Here is an 18328-nt window from a genome sequence, read left to right on the forward strand (position 1 = left end):
GCGCCGGCCGATGTCGATACTCTATGACGAGGGACAGATTGCGATCGCCGCCGAGTCGCGCCGCATATTGGAGGCGCGGGTCAGCACCGAAGCGCTGTTGCCGCTGCTCGAGGTGCAGGACCGGATCCACGATCCCTTCTGGGATCTCGCGCGCGAGCAGGGCTGGACCGGCGTCGCGCTGCCGGAACGCTATGGCGGGCTCGGGCTTGGCTTGATCGAGCTCGGCCTCGTGGCCCTGCAGGCGGGGCGCAGCCTCTCCGGCGCGCCCTTCCTCACCGCAAGCTACGGCGCCGCCCGCGCGCTTCTCGACCATGGCAGCGACGCGCTCAAGAACGAGTGGCTGCCGCAGCTCGCGTCGGGCGCAGCAATCGGCGCGGTGGCCTTTGCCGAAGGGCAGGAGGTGATCGGACGGGGCGTTGCCTTCGATCACGGCAGTCTGTCGGGCGGGAAATCGGCGGTCGCCGGCGGAACGCGCGCCGATGTCGCCATCGTGACCGCGAGCGATGGCGGCGAGACGATACTCGCACTCGCCCCGATCACGGGCAGCCGCCGCGATGCCGTGGAGAGCTTCGACAACAGCCGCTGCTATGCCGATATCGGCTTTTCGGCGACGCCGGCTGTCGAACTCGCGCGCGGCGCTGAGGCCGAACGGGCAGCGCTGCACATTCTGGCGACGCAATCGGTCGTCACTGCGCACGAACAGGCCGGCGGCGCCGAGCGCCTGCTCGAGATCGGACGCGATTATGCGCTGACCCGCCGCGCGTTCGGGCAGCCCATCGGCGGCTTCCAGTCGGTCAAGCACCGGCTCGCCGAAATGTACGCGCAGGTCGAGCTGGCACGCGCCGGCGCCGCTCATGCCGCGTCGCGCGAAGGCGAAGCCGATTTCATCATCGCCGCTGCGGCGGCGCGGATTCAGGCGACCGAAGCCTATGACAGCGCCGCGCGCGACTGCATCCAGATCCACGGCGGCATCGGCGTCACCTGGGAAGCGGGGCTTCACCTTCACATGCGCCGCGCGCGCAGCCTCGCGATCGAGCAGGGCAATCTTTTCTTCTGGGAGGATGTGCTCGTCGATCGCCTGAGGGAGCAAAGACGATGACCGACATCGAAGCCTATCGGCGCAAGGCGCGCAGCTGGCTCGAGTCCGTGGCGCCGCGCTATGGACGGGCGGCGCGCGCGGGGTTGAGCGAAGAAGAGGATCTGGCGCTCGGGCGGGCTTATCTCAGGGAACGCCATGCGGCGGGCTATGCCGGGATCAACTGGCCGACTGAGTATGGCGGTCAGGGACTCGGCCATATCGAAAAGGTCGCCTTCGACACCGAAGAGATGCCGTTCGGCATGCCGACCGCCTATTTCAGCATCTCGCTCGGCATGCCGGTCCCCGTCCTCATGCGCTTTTGCGAAGACAGGCAATGGGTGCGCGAGCGCGTGCTCAAGGCGCTCACCGGCGAGGAAATCTGGTGCCAGCTTTTTTCGGAACCGGCGGCGGGGTCGGACCTCGCCGGGCTGCGCACGCGGGCCGAGCCTGACGGCAACGGCTGGAAGATCAACGGGCAGAAGGTCTGGACGAGCTGGGCGCAATATAGTGACTATGGCGTCATCGTCGTGCGCACCGACCCGACGGTGCCCAAGCACAAGGGGCTCACATACTTCTGGGTCGATATGAAGGCGCCGGGCGTCACCGTGCGCCCGATCAAGCTCGCGGGCGGCGACAGCCATGTCAACGAGGTGTTCTTCGACGATGTGAAGGTCGGCGACGATCATCGCATGTCGCCGGTCGGCGGCGGCTTTGCGGTCGCGATGGCGACGCTGATGATCGAACGCTATGTCGCGACCGACAGCGCGGGCTTCGGTCCGCACCTCGACCTGTTCGTCGATCTGGCGAAAGAGATGAAGCTGAACGGCCGCCCCGCGATCGAGGACGGCCGCATCCGCCAGCAGATCGCGCGCAACTATGCGATGCGGAGCGCGCTCGATGCCATCACCACCCGCGCGATGCGGATGATGCAGGCGGGCATGGAACCCGGCCCCGAAGGCTCGCTCAACAAGCTCGTGTCGGTGCGTTCGCGCCAGAAGCTGTCCGAACTCGCGCTCGACCTGCAGGGCACTGCGGGTCTCGCCTTCGATGCGCACGCCCCGGTCAAGCAGGACTGGGGCGTGAGCTGGATCAACGCGCCGACGGGTCGCATCGCGGGCGGCGCCGACGAAATGCTGCTCAACACGATTGCCGAAAAGATCCTCGGACTTCCGCAGGATTACCGCCCCGACAAGGGCGTCCCGTTCAACCAGATTCCCGCCTGATCACAAGGATATCAGACCATGGCCGAAGCCTATATCATCGACGCCGTCCGCACCCCGCGCGGGATCGGCAAGCCCGGCAAGGGCGCGCTGTCGCATCTCCACCCGCAACATCTCGCCGCAACGGTGCTGAAGGCGATCAGGGATCGCAATAATCTCGACACCAGGACCGTCGACGACATCATCTGGTCGACCTCGACCCAGCGCGGCAAACAGGGCGGCGACCTCGGCCGCATGGCAGCGCTGTCGGCGGGTTATGACATCAAGGCATCGGGAACGACGCTCGACCGCTTCTGCGGCGGCGGCATCACCTCGGTCAATCTCGCCGCGGCGACGGTGATGAGCGGCATGGAGGATTGCGTCGTCGCGGGCGGCACCGAGATGATGAGCTACACCGCCCAGCTCGCGGCCGAAGAAGCGAATGCCGGGATCAAACCGCTCGGCATGGGTGCGGGCCACGCGGCGCTCGACGAGCTTCACCCGCAGTCGCATCAGGGCGTGTGCGGCGACGCCATCGCCGCAATCGAGGGAATCGACCGTGCCGCCGTCGATGCGCTCGCGCTCGTCAGCCAGCGGCGCGCCGACCGTGCGATCAAGGAGGGTCGCTTCGCCAAATCGCTGGTGCCCGTGCTCAACCCCGACGGCAGCATCGCACTCGACCATGAGGAGTTTCCGCGCCCCGAAACCACCGCCGAAGGTCTCGCCGCGCTCAAGCCGAGCTTCGACGCGATCGCCGATTTCGACTTGGGCGGCGGCGTGACCTTCCGAAAGCAGATTCAGCGGCGCTATCCGGGGCTGGAGTTTCGCGGCGTCCACCATGCCGGAAACTCGTCGGGGGTCGTCGACGGCGCTGCGGCGCTGCTCGTCACCTCGAAGGCCTATGCCGACAAACACGGCCTGAAACCCCGCGCGCGCATCGTCGCCTACGCCAATATCGGCGACGATCCGACCTTGATGCTCAACGCCCCGGTCCCCGCGGCGAAGAAGGTGCTCGATAAGGCGGGGCTCACCAGGGACGACATCGACGTCTGGGAAATCAACGAGGCTTTCGCCGTCGTTGCGGAGAAGTTCATCCGCGACCTCGACCTGCCCCGCGACAAGGTCAACATCAACGGCGGCGCGATGGCGCTCGGCCACCCGATCGGCGCCACCGGATCGATCCTGATCGGCACCGCGCTCGACGAGCTGGAACGCTCGGGCGGTCGTTACGGCCTCGTCACCATGTGCGCCGCAGGCGGCATGGCGCCAGCGATCATCATCGAGCGGATCTGACCGGCTTTCCTGCGGGAGAATAGGAAATGGCTTTCAAGACGCGGATTACGGAGATGCTGGGGATTGCGCATCCGATCGTCCAGGGGGGGATGCAGAGCGTGGGCTATGCCGAACTGGCGAGTGCGGTGTCGAACGCGGGCGGGCTTGGCATATTGACCGCGCTGACGCAGCCGGACCCTGGGGCATTGCGCGCCGAGATCGAGCGCTGCCGCGCGATGACCGACAAGCCGTTCGGCGTGAACCTGACTGTATTTCCGACGATCAACGCCCCCGACTACAAGGCCTATGCGCAGGCGATCATCGACGGCGGGGTCAAGATCGTCGAGACCGCGGGCACGCAGGCGGTGCGCGAGATATGGGAGATGCTGAAGCCGCACGGGGTCACCATCCTCCACAAATGCACCGCGGTGCGCCACGCGCTGTCGGCCGAGCGCGCGGGCTGCGACATCATTTCGATCGACGGCTTCGAATGCGCGGGCCACCCCGGCGAGGACGATGTTCCCGGCCTGATCCTGATCCCGGCCGCCGCCGACAAGGTGAAGATCCCGATGCTCGCCTCGGGCGGCTTCGGCGACGGGCGGGGGCTCGTCGCGGCGCTGTCGCTCGGCGCCGAAGGCATCAACATGGGCACACGCTTCTGCGCGACGGTCGAGGCGCCGATCCACGACAATGTCAAACAGGCCTATATCGACAATGACGAGCGCGGCAGCTTCCTGATCTTCCGCAGCCTGAAAAACACCGCGCGGGTCGGCAAAAACGCGGTCAGCGAGGAGGTCGTGCGCCGCCTTTCGGTTCCCGGCGCCACCTTCGCCGACGTGGCCGAACTGGTCAACGGCAAGGCAGGTCGCGAACTGCTCGAAACCGGCGACCTTTCCAGGGGCGTGTTCTGGGCCGGAATGGTCCAGGGGCTCATCCACGACATCCCAACATGCCAGCAACTCGTCGAACGCATCATCAAGGAAGCACAAGATATCCTCGACCAAAGACTCGCCGGGTTCAGAAGGTAGAGGCGGGAGCCGGGAGGAGCAGGCGCCGGGACGCGGAAGACGTGAACCAGTCCTCCGCAGCCTTTCCCTGGAAAATCGGCACGAACTCCAGCCTGCTTGAAAGAACTCAAAGCCTGATCCGAAACGGTCAGGAACAGTTTCATGATTTTGCGATCGATCCCTTCTGACGCCGCATCGCAAGGGCATGAAGTCGCGTGAGATAGTCATGAATCAGACGCCAACCGCGAACCCGTCAGCGGCGCGATTACCGCCAAGCCTGCGTCATATGCCTGCTGGAGATCATCGGCGTCGTCCGACGATAGGGAGATAGAGCGGCGCCTCATCGCGCCCTGCCATGCCGGAGCCATGGCGCCTGTTTGCTTGCACCCTCCCCCTCCCCCCGCTATGCCTGCTTGACGTTCACGTTAAGGGAAAGGCTCTCCGTCCATGCGTTTCGAAGGAACCAGCGCCTATATCGCCACCGACGACCTCAAGGTCGCGGTCAACGCCGCGACGCTGCTCCGCCGCCCCCTTCTCGTGAAGGGCGAACCGGGCACGGGCAAGACCGTGCTCGCCGAGGAGATCGCGAAAGCATTCGACGCGCCGCTGATCACCTGGAACATCAAATCGACGACCAAGGCGCAGCAAGGGCTTTACGAATATGATGCGGTGGCGCGCCTGCGCGACGGGCAACTTGGCGAAGAGCGCGTCCACGACATCCGCAATTACATCAAGCGCGGAAAATTGTGGGAAGCCTTCACCTCGCCCAAGCTCCCCGTTCTGCTGATCGACGAGATCGACAAGGCCGACATCGAGTTTCCGAACGATCTGCTCCAGGAGCTCGATCGCATGGCCTTTCATGTCTATGAGACCGACGAGACGATCACCGCCCAAGAGCGCCCGATCGTCGTCATCACCTCGAACAATGAAAAGGAGCTGCCCGACGCCTTCCTGCGCCGCTGCTTCTTCCACTATATCAAATTCCCCGACCGCGACACGATGGCGGAAATCGTCGAGGTCCACTTCCCCGGCATCCAGAAGACGCTGGTGAGCCGCGCGATGGACATTTTCTACGACGTTCGCGAGGTGCCGGGGCTCAAGAAAAAGCCGTCGACGAGCGAACTGATCGACTGGCTCAAGCTGCTGCTCGCCGAGGATATGCCGCTCGAAGTGCTGCAGAACCGCGATGTCGGCAAGGCGATCCCGCCCTTGCACGGCGCCCTCCTCAAGAATGAGCAGGATGTGATGCTATTCGAAAAGCTCGCCTTCATGGCGCGGCGCCAGGGGGGCTGAGCGCTTGGATACCGCTGCCAAGAACAGGGCCGTGCTGCAACATGCCTTCGCCGAAACCGCGAAGGGTAATGGTCGCCCCTTTGTCGAGATGATGGCTGACGATGTCGTATGGACGATCATCGGCACGACGAGCTGGTCGCGCCGCTATTCGGGCAAGCAGGCTGTGATCCGTGACTTGCCGGGTCCGCTCGCCGCCAATTTTGACGGGCCGAATATCGTTACCGCCGAGCGCTTCATCGTCGAAGGTGATCTGGCGGTCGTCGAGGGACGCAATCACAGCACCACCAGGCGCGGCGAAGCCTATGCCAATCGCTATAGCTGGACGTTCCGCTTCCATACCGGAAAAGTGGCGGAGATCACCGAATATACCGACACCGATCTGATCGCGCGGGTGCTCGACCCGCTCCCTGCTCAGAGCTGATAGGCCACCTCGACGTCGCCCCAGCGGCGGCCGCCGATGATCGCGGGCATATAGACGTTGCGCACGGTCAGATAATTGATCCCGTCGCCTTCCTGGCGATAGACGGTCATGAAAAAGGGCGCCGTGCTGCGCTTCGCGGCCGCATCGGTCTCGTCATACAGGATGCGACCGTTGCGGCAGTGGGCGGTGTCATGTTCAAGGTCGCCGGTCGGCGCGCGCGAACAGTCGGTGATGTGCGTCGGCAGAAAGCCGTTCATGTCCCCGGCGGACGACATCTTGATCTCGGGATGTTCGGCGACGATGCGGTCGAACAGCGGCCGCCAGTTGGCGTCGGCCCAGTCGCACAAACTGGTGCGAAAGCGTTCGGGGTTCGAGTTGGGCACGCGCACATAATCGGTGTCGAACAATTGCTCCATCGTCAGTTCGCCGCGCGCCAGCGCGCGTTCGGCAATCGCGACAAATTCGTCGCGCACCTTGGCCGCGAGCGCGACGATCGCCGAATCCTGCGGGCTGACCCCGGCGGAGATCACCGCATTGAACATGCGGTTCGACACATGCTCCATCGTCAGGATCGAATCGCGCGTGCCTGCCAGCGTCGAACTATTATCGCGCACCGATGTGACGACGCGGTCGAGCGCCTCGCGCACCTTGGCGCCGTTCGCATGGACCATCGCGCTCGATTGCGCGATGCGGTCGCTCTGGTCGTCGAGCAGCGCGACGAGGTGCGTCGCATCGTGAAGCGCGTCGGTGATCGTTTCGAACTGCGCCTCGGCGCGGCTCGACTGTTCGACCCCCGACTGGATTTCGGTGACCAGCCCGCCCGCTTCGGCGGCGAGGCTGCCGATCGAGCGGCGGATTTCGTCGGTCGCGCCGCGCGTATTCTGCGCGAGCTTCTTCACCTCGGCGGCGACGACGGCAAAGGTGCGGCCGGAATCGCCCGCACGTTCGGCCTCGATCGCGGCGTTGAGTGCGAGCATGTTGGTCGTCTTGGCGATCGATTCGATCGACTGGCTGACCTGCTGCACCTGTTCCATCACCGCGGCGAAATTGGTGACATGCGTGCCCAGCCGCGCGATCAGGTCGATCACCGAGCGGAACTCGCTGACCGCCAAATTGACCCGCTCGGCGCCGGCGTCGAGTTGCTCGCGCGCGCGCGCCGACAACAGCTTCGCTTCGTCGGTCGAATCGGCGATCTGGCGCTGGTCGGCCTCGAGGCCGACGACATATTCCTCGAGCCGGCCAAGCTCGGCGATCTGGCGGTCCATCTGGTCGGTCGCGCGCTTGATCCGCCCCGCGGCATCGCTGCACCCCACCGCCAGCTCACCGCAATCGCTCGCAACCGACTCGTCGAGGATCGGCGCCGCCGGATTGATCGGATCATATTTCATTGGCTTGCCCACATCGCAGAATGATCGCGAAGCTATGCCGAACATTGGTTAACGGGGCGTCAACGGGTGAAGGCGCGGACGTGGCGGCTTCGGGGTGACGAGCGGACGCAAGCAGACGCCCCCTTCATCACCGAATAGCCGTTTTCCGGGTAGGCGCGGCAATGATTTATCCTGCCGGATGACGCCGTCGCCCGCCTCGACATACTTCCCCGGATTGCCGCCATTCGCCATCGTTCGGACGCTCTCTTTCCGTAAACGTAAAGTGATTGCGCCCGCGTCCCTGACAGGATAGTCCTGCCCCATGTTTTTCGGCTTCCTCGACGAGCTTCGCGCCGCGGGCATTCCCGCCAGCCTGAAAGAGCATCTGATGCTGCTGGAGGCGCTCGACCGCGAGGTCATCGACCGTACCCCCGAACAATTCTATTACCTCTCCCGCGCCATCTATGTGAAGGACGAGGGCCTGCTCGACCGCTTCGACCAGGTGTTCAACAAGGTTTTCAAGGGGCTGCTCACCGATTACGGCCAGAACCCCGTCGACGTGCCCGAAGAATGGCTGAAAGCCGTCGCCGAGAAATATCTGACCCCCGAAGAGATGGAAGCGATCAAGTCGCTAGGCGACTGGGACGAGATCATGGAGACGCTCAAAAAGCGGCTCGAGGAACAGCAGAAGCGCCATCAGGGCGGCAACAAATGGATCGGCACCGGCGGCACCAGCCCCTTTGGCAATTCGGGCTACAACCCCGAAGGCGTGCGGATCGGCGGCGAGAGCAGGCACAAGCGCGCGCTGAAAGTCTGGGAAAAGCGCGAGTTCCAGAACCTCGACAACACCAAGGAACTCGGCACCCGCAACATCAAGATCGCGCTGCGCCGCCTGCGCAAATTCGCGCGCGAAGGCGCCGCCGACGAGCTCGACATTCCCGGCACGATCGACGGCACCGCGCGGCAAGGCTGGCTCGACATCAGGATGCGCCCCGAACGGCGCAATGCGGTCAAGCTGTTGCTCTTTCTCGACGTCGGCGGCTCGATGGACCCGTTCATCAAGCTGTGCGAGGAATTGTTCAGCGCCGCGACGAGCGAGTTCAAGAATCTGGAGTTCTTCTACTTCCACAACTGCCCGTACGAAGGCGTGTGGAAGGACAATAAGCGCCGCTGGTCCGAACGGCATCAGATGTGGGACATCCTGCACAAATATGGCCATGATTACAAAGTTATCTTCGTCGGCGATGCGTCGATGAGCGCCTATGAGATCACCCATCCCGGCGGCAGCGTCGAACATTTCAACGAGGAATCGGGCGCGGTCTGGCTCCAGCGGATCACCCATGTCTATCCCGCTGCCGTGTGGCTCAATCCGGTGCCCGAGGCGCATTGGGGCTACACCCAGTCCGTCAAGCTCATCAAACAGCTGATGAACGACCGCATGTATCCGCTGACCCTCGCCGGCCTTGACGATGCGATGCGCGAGCTGACGCGAAAGCATTGAGCGAGGCGGCCTGATTAGGCCGTGACGATTTCAAGCTGATCCCCTAATCCCGTTCGTGTCGAGCGAAGTCGAGACACCCTGAAGGCGTGCGCTGCCGATGGGTGTCTCGACTTCGCTCGACACGAACGGATTTCATAAGTTCCGCTAGGCCCTCATGATCGACCTCCCCCTCGTCACCATCCTGCTCCTAACCGGCTTCATCAACCTGATCGGTGCGCTTGCTTATGCCGCGCGGATCGCCGGGGTGCGGACGCGGCGGATTGCCATGTCGTTTGCGCTGTTCAACATCCTCGTGCTGTTTTCGCGCACCTCGAACAGCTTCCTTGGCCCGTTCCTCGCCAAGCGTATCGAAACGCGCCTGCATGACGGCAGCGGCGCGTCGCTGTTCGTCGACATGCAGCTGGTGCTTGCCGCGGCGAGCGTCGCGACGTTGATCGGCATTCTGCTGGTGCCGACGGGGCAGCGGATGTTTGCCGCCGCGATCGGCTGGTACCAGACCAACCGGTCGACGACAAAGCTGGCGGTCAAGGCGGTGAGCCCGAGCGGATTGCGGACTTTGGGCCGCTCGCTGACGCTTCCCAGCCTCGCGCACCTCAAAGGCTGGAAGATGCCCAGAGGGATCAGCTGGGGCGTGCTGATCGCCAATTGCCTCGCGCAATCGCTGCTCGCCGTCGGCGTCGTCGCCTCGCTCTACGCCGGTTATCTCGCGCCCGATTTCCGTGTCACCGCGTCGCAGCTTTCCGCGCTGATCAATGGCTTTGCGACGATATTGCTGTTCGCCTTCATCGACCCGCAATTGTCGGTGATGACCGACGATGCGGTCGAGGGCAAAGTCGACGAGGCGGAGTTCCGTCGCGCGATCACCTTCATTTCGCTCAGCCGCCTTGCCGGTACGATTCTCGCGCAGGCGTTGCTGCTACCCGCCGCAATGCTGATCGCATGGGTCGCCGTCCATGTCTGACGGCGCGCGCGGCCACAGCCGCTTCCACGCCGTTCGCTCGCGGCTCGAGGCGATGGCGGTCGAACCGGGACCGCGCGGCTGGTTCCTCGAGTTCCTCGTCTTCGGATTCAAACAGGGGTGGGCGTGCCTGTTCGGCGGCCTGATGCTCGCGCTGCTGCTCGGCACGCATTTCTTCTGGCCCGACGATGCGCCGCTCCACCGCTATGATGCGATCACCATCGGCGCGGTGCTGATCCAGCTCGCGATGCTTGCCTTCCGGCTTGAAACGCCGAAGGAGGCGCTGGTCATCCTGATCTTCCACATCGTCGGCACGGTGATGGAGCTGTTCAAGACCGCGGCGGGATCGTGGCAATATCCCGAGGCGAGTCTGCTTCATATCGGCGCGGTGCCGCTGTTCTCGGGTTTCATGTATGCCGCCGTCGGCAGCTATATCGCGCGCGTATGGCGCATCTTCGACTTTCGCTACACCGGCTATCCGCCCGCGTGGACGAGCTATGTGCTGGCAGCGGCGATCTATATCAATTTTTTCGCGCACCATTGGACCTATGACATCCGCTGGTTCCTCTTCGCGGCCACCGGCCTGCTCTTCTGGCGCTGTCAGGTCTGGTTCCGCCCGCTCCACGTCCACCGGCGGATGCCCCTGCTCGTCGGCTGGGGGCTGGTCGCGCTGTTCATCTGGTTCGCCGAAAATATCGGGACGTTTGCGCGCGCCTGGACCTATCCCAGCCAGAATGACGGCTGGCATATGGTCGGGCTGGAAAAGCTCGGCAGCTGGTATCTGCTGATGATCATCTCGTTCGTGCTGGTCAGTCTGGTGCAGCGGCCGAAAGGGCGGAGCACCGCTCCCTGACCATCGCCACCGCGTAGGCGGGGGCCGCCAGCGGTTTACTCCTCAATGCCGAGCAAGGCCGACAGCGGCCCCCGCCGTCGCGGGGGCGACGGGCTACGCAAACGGCCTATCGATCGACGGTGGCGGTTCGCTGAACCACTTCGGCCCCGCCTCGGTCATGTAAAAACAATCTTCCAGCCTGATCCCGAACTCGCCCGGAATATAAATCCCCGGCTCGTTGGAAAAACACATGCCCGGCGCCAACTCCGTCGTCTCGCCGCGCACGAGGTTGACCGGCTCGTGCCCGTCGAGGCCGATGCCGTGGCCGGTGCGGTGCGACGTGCCGGGCAGCTTGTAGCCGGGGCCCCAGCCAAGGCTTTCATAATAGGCGCGCACCGCGTCGTCGACCGCGCCCGCGGGCGTGCCAAGCTTCGCCGCGGCGAAAGCGACATCCTGCCCCTTGCGCATCTGATCCCACACCTGCCGCTGGCGCGGGCTCGCCTTGCCGTATACGAAGCTGCGCGAAATGTCGGACTGATAGCCATGGACCGAGGCGCCACAGTCCATCAGCACGACCTCGCCCGGCTTCACCGCCTGCGGCTGGCCCGACCCGTGCGGATAGGCGCTCGCCTCGCCGAGCAGGATCAGCTCGAACTCGCTCTTGCCGCCCAGCGCCACGGTCGCTGCGCGCATGATCGCGCCGATCTCGGCAGGGGTCATCCCCGCCTCGATCCGCGGCGCGGTGTGGCGATAAGCGGCGAGCGTGATGTCGTTCGCGATCTGCATCAGCGCGATTTCGGCCGCCGATTTCATCATCCGGCACCCGCGCACGACGGGCGCGCCGTTGACGACGGTCGCGTCGGGCATCGCTTTCTCCAGCCCGTCGACCGCGAAATAACGCACCGTTTCCTCGACGCCGATCTTGCCCTTCGCCAGCCCGCGCCTGCCAAGCCAGGCCGCGACGGCGGCGAGCGGATTCTCATCCTCGTTCCACGTCAGCACTTCGGCCTCGATACCCAGGCTTTCGCGCACCGAGGGTTCCTCGAAGAAGGGCGTGACGATCGCGACCTCGCCCTCGCGCGTCAGCACTGCGGCGGTGAGCCGCTCGCTGCGCCACCATTCGACCCCGGTGAAATAGACGAGGCTCGATCCCGGCTCGATCAGCAGGGCGCCGATGTCATTTTCCTGCATCAGCGCCGTGGCCTTGGCGATCCGCGCCATGCGTTCGGCCTTGCCGATCGGCACCGCCTTGGCGGCGAGGTTGGGCAGGCTGGCGGTGTCGGTGGCCAGTACCGGCGCAGACAAGGTCGCCACCAGCCCGCCCAATGCCGCTGTGCCGAGAAATTGCCGCCGGTGCATCGCCCTGCCCCTCAGTTGTAGATCAGCAGATCCGCGATTTCTTCTTGCCACGCCGCCTCGTCGGGCAGCGCCAGCGCGTCGAGGTCGCCGGGGCCAGCGCGCGCATCATCGACCCATTCGCGCAAACCCGGCCCGCCGTTGATCACATCAATCGCCAGTACATCGTCGGTATATTCATATTTGAAATCGAGCCCGCGCCAGATTGGATAGTCGGGATAGAGCGAGCGGATCGCCTTGAAGCCCAGCGCCTGCACGCGCCACGGGCGGAACGAGCTATGATCGTACCATGCACCCTCGGCGTGGATATGGACGCCGCTGCTCAACTGGCCGACATGCTTGTGAAAGGTCGGCTGGAACCAGATGTCGCGCAGCTTGCATCCGCTTAGCCATTCGGGCGCAAGGCGCTGCATCTCCGCGATCACCGCCTTGGCGTCGATGTCGGGCGCGCCGAAGAGTTCGAGCGGGCGCGTCGTGCCGCGGCCCTCGCTCAAGGTCGCTCCCTCGACCATCACCGTCCCGGCATAGGCGCGCGCCATGTTGACGTTCGCGGCATTGGGGCTGGGGTTGATCCAGACGCGCTCCATGGGCCAGCCGAAGCCGGGGCCTTCGGGCGCCCACCCTTCCATTTCGATCACGCGGTAATCGACGTCGAGGCCGAAGTGACGGACGAACCAGTGCCCCATCTCGCCCATCGTCAACCCGTGGCGCATCACCATCGGCCCGGCGCCGACAAAACTCTCCCAGCCGGGGCGCAGGCGCGTCCCCTCGACGGGACGGCCCGCGGGATTGGGACGGTCGAGCACCCACACCGCCTTGCCATGCTGCGCCGCGGCTTCGAGCACATAGAGCAGGGTCGTCACATAGGTGTAGATGCGGCAGCCGAGATCCTGGAGATCGACCAGCATCACGTCGAATGTGTGCATCGACTGGCCGGTCGGTCGGCGCACTTCGCCATATAGGCTAAAGCATGGAACCCCATACACCGGATCGGTGAAATCGGGCGACTCCATCATATTGTCCTGAAGGTCGCCGCGCACCCCATGCTGCGGCCCGAACACCGCGCTGACCTTCACCCCGGCCGCAACGAGGGCGTCGAGGCTGTGCGTCAGGTCGGCGGTAACCGATGCCGGATGCGCCAGCAGCGCGACGCGCCTGCCTTCGAGCGGTTTGCGGAGATCCGGGTCGGCGAGCAGGCGGTCGATACCGAAGGAGATAGTCATGCCCGCCCGCGTGCCTCAAGCGTTAAGGCAAAGCAATCGGGATGATGGAAATCGGGCTGCCCCGGCGGATGCGCGAGCGCCCAATAGCTTTTGGTGCCGTCGCGTTCCTCGATCACGGCAGAGAGGCCCAGCTTGGCCCCGACATCGGGAAAGATGCCGGGTTCGACGCGCAGCGCATAGCTCTGCTCGCTGCGCTCGGCTGCGATTTCCCAAGGCGCCAGTTGGTCGGAGCGCAGAAGCGACCGATAATCGTCGAACTGGTAACAGGCCCAGCGGCCGTCGGGGCTATAGTTGAACTCGGTATAGTCGGGCTGCCCCTCTTCGGTCAGGAACGCCTCGAAACAGGTGCTTTCCCACAATCCGTCGGTCGCGCTGTCGGCGATGACCAGCTCGCCCTCGCCATCGGGAAGCACCAGATCGGCGATCGCCCCGTCGATCAGGAAGCGAAGTGCGAAGCCATCGTCGAACGACAGGCTGACCTCGACCGCAACCGACCGCACGGCGCGCGCGGGCGTGCCGGGGTGACAGATGAGTTGACGTCGTTCGCTGGAATGAGCCGACATTCAGTCCCTCTCCGTTCGTCCTGAGCCTGTCGAAGGACCGTTCTTCCCTTTTGCCAAGTTCGAAATGCTGTCCCAATCGCCGCGGATCAATGCCATTTTTTTCGCGCGGCTCCACCCCTTAATCCGGCGTTCGGCTTCCAAGGCTTCGATCCGCGTCGGAAACTCCTGACTCCACACGAGCGTCACTGGCAATTTGTCCGCCGTGAACCCTTGGATGGCGCCGGATTCGTGCTGCGCGACACGATATGGGAGATTGTCCGTGTGACCGGTGTAAAAGGCCCCTCCGCGGCAATGCAACATATAGGCCCAAAAGCTCATGGGCACGGTGTAAAAGGAAGAACGGCCCTTCGACAAGCTCAGGGCGAACGGTGTTGGGTTTGCTTCGACGTCATGCTAAGCGCCCGCCCGCTATGACCAACTATCAATCCGACCTGCTGCGCCTTCTCGACGAGCGAGGCTATATCCATCAGATGACCGACGCGGAAGGGCTCGATGCGCTCGCCGCGAAACAGATCGTCCCCGGATATATCGGCTTCGACGCGACCGCGCCCAGCCTGCACGTCGGCAGCCTCGTCCAGATCATGATGCTGCGCCGCCTGCAACAGACGGGGCACAAGCCCATTGTGCTGATGGGCGGCGGGACGACGCGGATCGGCGACCCGACGGGGCGTGACGAAAGCCGCAAGATGCTGTCGGACGAGGTGATCGCCGCGAACATCGCGTCGATCTTCAGCATCTTTCGGCAGTTCCTGGTGTTCGGCGATGGTCCGACCGACGCGGTGATGGTCGATAATCAGGACTGGCTCGGCAAGCTCGGCTATATCGAGCTGCTCCAAGAAGTCGGCAGGCATTTCACGATCAATCGCATGTTGACCTTTGATTCGGTCAAGCTGCGGCTCGAGCGCGAACAGCCGATGACCTTCCTCGAGTTCAATTACATGATCCTCCAGGGCTATGACTTTCGCCACCTGTCGCGCGAAATGGGTGTGCGGCTCCAGATGGGGGGATCGGACCAGTGGGGCAATATCGTCAACGGCATGGAACTGGGCCGCCGCATGGACGGCGCCGATCTCTATGGCCTGACGACTCCGCTGCTCACCACCGCCGCGGGCGCCAAAATGGGCAAAACGGCTGCCGGCGCGGTCTGGCTTAATCCCGAACAACTGTCCCATTTTGACTATTGGCAATATTGGCGCAACTGCGACGACCGCGATGTCGGCAAGTTCCTGAAGCTCTTCACCGACCTGCCGCTCGCCGAGATTGCGCGCCTCGAAGCGCTCGAGGGCGCCGAGATCAACGAGGCGAAGAAGATTCTCGCCAACGAGGCGACCGCAATGTGCCGCGGCGTCGATGCAGCCAGCACCGCGGCCGAGACCGCCACGCAAACCTTTGAAAAGGGCCGGATTGGCGGCGACCTGCCGCACGTCGCTGCGCCCGCCGACGGGATCGGCATCGTCGATGCCCTGCGCGAACTCGGCTTTGCTGCCTCGAACAAGGAAGCGCGCCGCAAGCTCGAAGAGGGCGCGGTGAGGGTGGACGGCAGCGTCGTTCGCGACCCCAGCTATCGGATCGTCCCGGCGGGCGGCGACATTGCGATCAGCCTCGGCGCCAAAAAACATGGTCTCGTGACGCGGTAAGGCACAAACAGCATTTACCACTTCTTCAGCATTCCGGCGGAACGTCATGGCCAAATCAACAAGGTCCACGAAAATGCGCAAGATTGACACGAGCAAGGCCCATTATGTCGGCCTCGACCAGCGGATCGCTCCGCGGAGCGACGTCTATTGCCGCCTGCCCTTCGTCATGCCCGACGGGCGGCAGGAAATGTGCACCTGCGTCAACATCAGCGCCGACGGCCTGTTGATGCGCTTCGAGCGCGGGCTGGAGCCCGGCGATCTCATCGTGTTCCGCATGCCCATCATCGGCCGTGCCGCGGCAAAAGTGGTCTGGTCGCTGGGCGGCAAGACCGGGGTGCAGTTCGAAAAATCGATCTCGGTCGAGGATTATCTGCCGATGATCCGCGCGATGGGCGCACGCGGGGACGTGAACTGAGGCAACGCGTCGGCAATCCGGTCCATCGTTCCGTTCGTTTCGAGACGGTCAGATCGAGCGCATGATGATCTACCCGCTCCGTAGCAGCGGCACCGCCGCATCGCGTTCGAAGAGATAGAGACAAAGCCGCACCGCCTCGCCGCGCGCGCCCTCCATCCCGCCGTCGCGTTCGACGAACAGCCGCGCATCGTCGTGCGCGACGGGGAGCAGGCGCACCAGCTGTTCGGGGCTCGCCAGCCGATAATCGGCCTCCCCCGACTGTTTGAGGCCCAGCAGTTCACCGCCGCCGCGCAGTTCGAGATCCCTTTCGGCAATCACGAAGCCGTCGTTGGTCTCGCGCATCAGCGCCAGCCGCTCGCGCGCCGTCTCCGACAGAGTCGGCGACCGCAGCAGCAGGCACACCGATTTCGCTGCGCCGCGCCCGACGCGACCGCGCAGCTGGTGCAGCTGGGCGAGGCCGAAATGCTCGGCATGTTCGACGACCATCAGGCTGGCGGCAGGGACATCGACGCCCACCTCGATCACGGTCGTGGCGACGAGCACGCCGATCGCGCCGGACTGGAAGCGCGCCATGACGTCATCCTTTTCGGGCCCTTTCATCCGCCCGTGGACCAGCCCGACGCGCGCCGCGCCCAGCCGCTCGGCGAGCAGCGCGGCGCGGGCCTCGGCCGCCGCCAGCTCGCTTGCCTCGCTTTCGGCGACGAGCGGGCACACCCAATAGGCCTGCGCGCCCGTCGCGAGATGGCGTTCGAGCGAGGCGATCACCTCGTCGAGCCGCTCGACCGACACGACGCGCGTGTCGACGGGGGTGCGCCCCGGCGGCATCTCGTCGATCCGCGACACGTCCATTTCGCCATGATTGGCGAGCAGCAGGGTGCGCGGGATCGGCGTCGCGGTCATCACCAGCAGGTGCGGCGGCCGCGCCGCCTTTTGCGTCAGCATCAACCGCTGCGCGACGCCGAAGCGATGCTGTTCGTCGACGACGACGAGCGCGAGATCCCTGTATGTCACCGCCTGCTGAAAAATCGCATGGGTGCCGATCAATATGTCGATGCTGCCGTCGGCGAGGCCCATCAGCGTCGATTCGCGCACCCGCCCCTTGTCGCGCCCGGTCAGGATGGCGAGGTTCACCGGCAGGCCCGCGAGCATCGCCCGCAAGGTCGCATGATGCTGGCGCGCCAGGATTTCGGTCGGCGCGAGCAGCGCCGCCTGCGTCCCCGCTTCGACCGCGGTCAGCATCGCACGCAGCGCCACCAGCGTCTTGCCCGACCCGACATCGCCCTGCAGCATCCGCAGCATCGGCGTGTCCTGCGCCATGTCGCCCGCAATCTCGCGCCCGACGCGCTCCTGCGCCCCCGTGAGCCCGAACGGCAGGCGTAGCGCGCCGGTCAGGCGGCCGTCACCGACGATCGCGCGCCCCCTGCGGTTGCGCAGCCCCTGCCGGATCAGCATCAGCGCGACCTGATTGGCGAAAATCTCGTCATAGGCGAGCCGGTCGCGCGCGGCCTCGTCGCGCGGGTTGGCGTGCGCGCGCGCCACCGCCTCGCGCCAGTCGGGCCAGTTGCGGCTCGCGAGCAGGGGCGCGTCGATCCATTCGGCGAGGTCGGGGCGCCGGTCGAGCGCGATCGCGGCAAGCTGCGACAGCCGCGCGTTGGTGAGGCCTTCGGTCAGCGGATAGACGGGCTCATGCTCAGCTATCGCGCCTTCGTCGCCGGGTTCGGCGACATGGTCGGGATGGACGATCTGGCGCATGTCGCCGTACAGGTCGAGCCGCCCCGACACGCGGCGCGTCTCGCCCAGCGGGAACAGCTTGCGCGCCAGCCCCGATGTCCGCCCGAAATAGACGAGCCGCACATGATCGCCCGCGCGATCGAACGCCTCGACGCCGAACGGGGCACGCGGGCTGCGGCCGGGACGATAATCCTGCACGGTCAGATCGACGATGATCGTCTGTCCGGGCTGCGCCTGATCGAGCCGCTCGACGGCGATGCGCGAGATGAGTCCCGTCGGCAGATGGAACAGCACATCGACGAGGCGCTCCAGCCCAAGCCGCGTCAGTGGCTTGGCGAGTTGCGGCCCGACACCTTTCAGGTCAGTGAGCGCGGCAAAGAGTGGATTGAGGATTTCGGGTCGCATCGGTGATCGGTGTTTAGCGCGAGCTTTGCCAACTTGCACCTCCCCTCTCCCCTCCCTCTCCCCTTGCGGG

17 protein-coding genes are annotated in these 18328 nt (G+C 64.9%); 11 read left to right on the forward strand and 6 right to left on the reverse strand.

The annotated features are described in order from the left end of the window. The first annotated feature begins 10 nt into the window (after nt 1–10). The 6 genes from SALA_RS08315 to SALA_RS08340 all read left to right on the forward strand — a co-directional run bounded on the left by SALA_RS08315 (nt 11) and on the right by SALA_RS08340 (nt 6270). Nucleotides 11–1099 carry an acyl-CoA dehydrogenase family protein gene (locus SALA_RS08315; protein WP_011541928.1) on the forward strand — a complete coding sequence of 363 codons (1089 nt, stop codon included), beginning with the start codon at nt 11–13 and terminating at the stop codon, nt 1097–1099. Then, nucleotides 1096–2301, forward strand: coding sequence for an acyl-CoA dehydrogenase family protein (locus tag SALA_RS08320; protein ID WP_011541929.1), 1206 nt, complete (start codon nt 1096–1098; stop codon nt 2299–2301). The genes SALA_RS08315 and SALA_RS08320 overlap by 4 nt, the downstream gene beginning before the upstream one ends. Nucleotides 2302–2319: 18 nt before the next feature. Continuing rightward, nucleotides 2320–3570, forward strand: coding sequence for an acetyl-CoA C-acetyltransferase (locus SALA_RS08325; protein ID WP_011541930.1), 1251 nt, complete (start codon nt 2320–2322; stop codon nt 3568–3570). A gap of 26 nt (nt 3571–3596) precedes the next feature. Further along, nucleotides 3597–4577, forward strand: a complete 981-nt coding sequence (locus SALA_RS08330) for an NAD(P)H-dependent flavin oxidoreductase (RefSeq protein WP_011541931.1) — start codon at nt 3597–3599, stop codon at nt 4575–4577. A gap of 426 nt (nt 4578–5003) precedes the next feature. Then, nucleotides 5004–5849 (forward strand): AAA family ATPase, encoded by an 846-nt coding sequence (locus SALA_RS08335; RefSeq protein WP_011541932.1) that lies wholly within the window; start codon nt 5004–5006, stop codon nt 5847–5849. Between the two features lie 4 nt (nt 5850–5853). Beyond that, entirely contained in the window at nt 5854–6270 is a 417-nt protein-coding gene (locus SALA_RS08340; RefSeq protein ID WP_011541933.1) for a nuclear transport factor 2 family protein, read from the forward strand. Here the strand turns inward: SALA_RS08340 and SALA_RS08345 are convergent. Beyond that, the gene (locus SALA_RS08345) at nt 6261–7658 is read right to left on the reverse strand and encodes a methyl-accepting chemotaxis protein (protein ID WP_041383192.1); all 1398 of its coding nucleotides are present in this window, start codon (nt 7656–7658) and stop codon (nt 6261–6263) included. The two genes, SALA_RS08340 and SALA_RS08345, sit on opposite strands and share 10 nt — an antisense overlap. Before the next feature lie 301 nt (nt 7659–7959). On the opposite strand from SALA_RS08345, the gene SALA_RS08350 reads away from it, so the two are divergent. From SALA_RS08350 to SALA_RS08360, 3 genes are all read left to right on the forward strand, one after another. Beyond that, a complete protein-coding gene (locus SALA_RS08350) occupies nt 7960–9138 on the forward strand; it encodes a vWA domain-containing protein (RefSeq protein ID WP_011541935.1) in 1179 nt (392 codons plus the stop codon). A gap of 154 nt (nt 9139–9292) precedes the next feature. Beyond that, complete coding sequence (locus SALA_RS08355) at nt 9293–10099, forward strand: lipid II flippase Amj family protein (protein ID WP_011541936.1); 807 nt, start codon at nt 9293–9295, stop codon at nt 10097–10099. After that, the gene (locus SALA_RS08360; RefSeq protein ID WP_011541937.1) at nt 10092–10949 is read left to right on the forward strand and encodes a DUF817 domain-containing protein; all 858 of its coding nucleotides are present in this window, start codon (nt 10092–10094) and stop codon (nt 10947–10949) included. The genes SALA_RS08355 and SALA_RS08360 overlap by 8 nt, the downstream gene beginning before the upstream one ends. Before the next feature lie 93 nt (nt 10950–11042). On the opposite strand, the gene SALA_RS08365 is transcribed toward SALA_RS08360, so the two are convergent. From SALA_RS08365 to SALA_RS08380, 4 genes are read right to left on the reverse strand one after another with little or no spacing between them, the layout of a single operon-like run. After that, nucleotides 11043–12287, reverse strand: coding sequence for a M24 family metallopeptidase (locus SALA_RS08365; protein WP_011541938.1), 1245 nt, complete (start codon nt 12285–12287; stop codon nt 11043–11045). Nucleotides 12288–12298: 11 nt separating this feature from the next. After that, the gene (locus SALA_RS08370) at nt 12299–13501 is read right to left on the reverse strand and encodes an exo-beta-N-acetylmuramidase NamZ family protein (RefSeq protein WP_041383907.1); all 1203 of its coding nucleotides are present in this window, start codon (nt 13499–13501) and stop codon (nt 12299–12301) included. Between the two features lie 2 nt (nt 13502–13503). Continuing rightward, nucleotides 13504–14070 carry a DOMON-like domain-containing protein gene (locus tag SALA_RS08375; protein ID WP_011541940.1) on the reverse strand — a complete coding sequence of 189 codons (567 nt, stop codon included), beginning with the start codon at nt 14068–14070 and terminating at the stop codon, nt 13504–13506. Further along, on the reverse strand, nt 14071–14388 hold the full coding sequence (locus SALA_RS08380) for a GIY-YIG nuclease family protein (protein WP_041383193.1): 318 nt from the start codon (nt 14386–14388) through the stop codon (nt 14071–14073). It lies immediately after the preceding gene. A 92-nt stretch (nt 14389–14480) separates the two neighbouring features. On the opposite strand from SALA_RS08380, the gene tyrS reads away from it, so the two are divergent. Both tyrS and SALA_RS08390 read left to right on the forward strand, forming a co-directional pair. After that, nucleotides 14481–15707: a tyrosine--tRNA ligase gene (gene tyrS / locus SALA_RS08385; RefSeq protein WP_041383194.1), complete on the forward strand. Its 1227-nt coding sequence runs from the start codon at nt 14481–14483 to the stop codon at nt 15705–15707. Between the two features lie 73 nt (nt 15708–15780). After that, nucleotides 15781–16122, forward strand: coding sequence for a PilZ domain-containing protein (locus SALA_RS08390; RefSeq protein WP_011541943.1), 342 nt, complete (start codon nt 15781–15783; stop codon nt 16120–16122). A 69-nt stretch (nt 16123–16191) separates the two neighbouring features. Here SALA_RS08390 and recG read toward each other — a convergent pair whose 3' ends face one another. Then, nucleotides 16192–18258: an ATP-dependent DNA helicase RecG gene (gene recG, locus SALA_RS08395; protein WP_041383195.1), complete on the reverse strand. Its 2067-nt coding sequence runs from the start codon at nt 18256–18258 to the stop codon at nt 16192–16194. Nucleotides 18259–18328 lie beyond the last annotated feature (70 nt).

Origin of the sequence: Sphingopyxis alaskensis RB2256 (genome assembly GCF_000013985.1) — a bacterium.
Taxonomy (GTDB): domain Bacteria; phylum Pseudomonadota; class Alphaproteobacteria; order Sphingomonadales; family Sphingomonadaceae; genus Sphingopyxis; species Sphingopyxis alaskensis.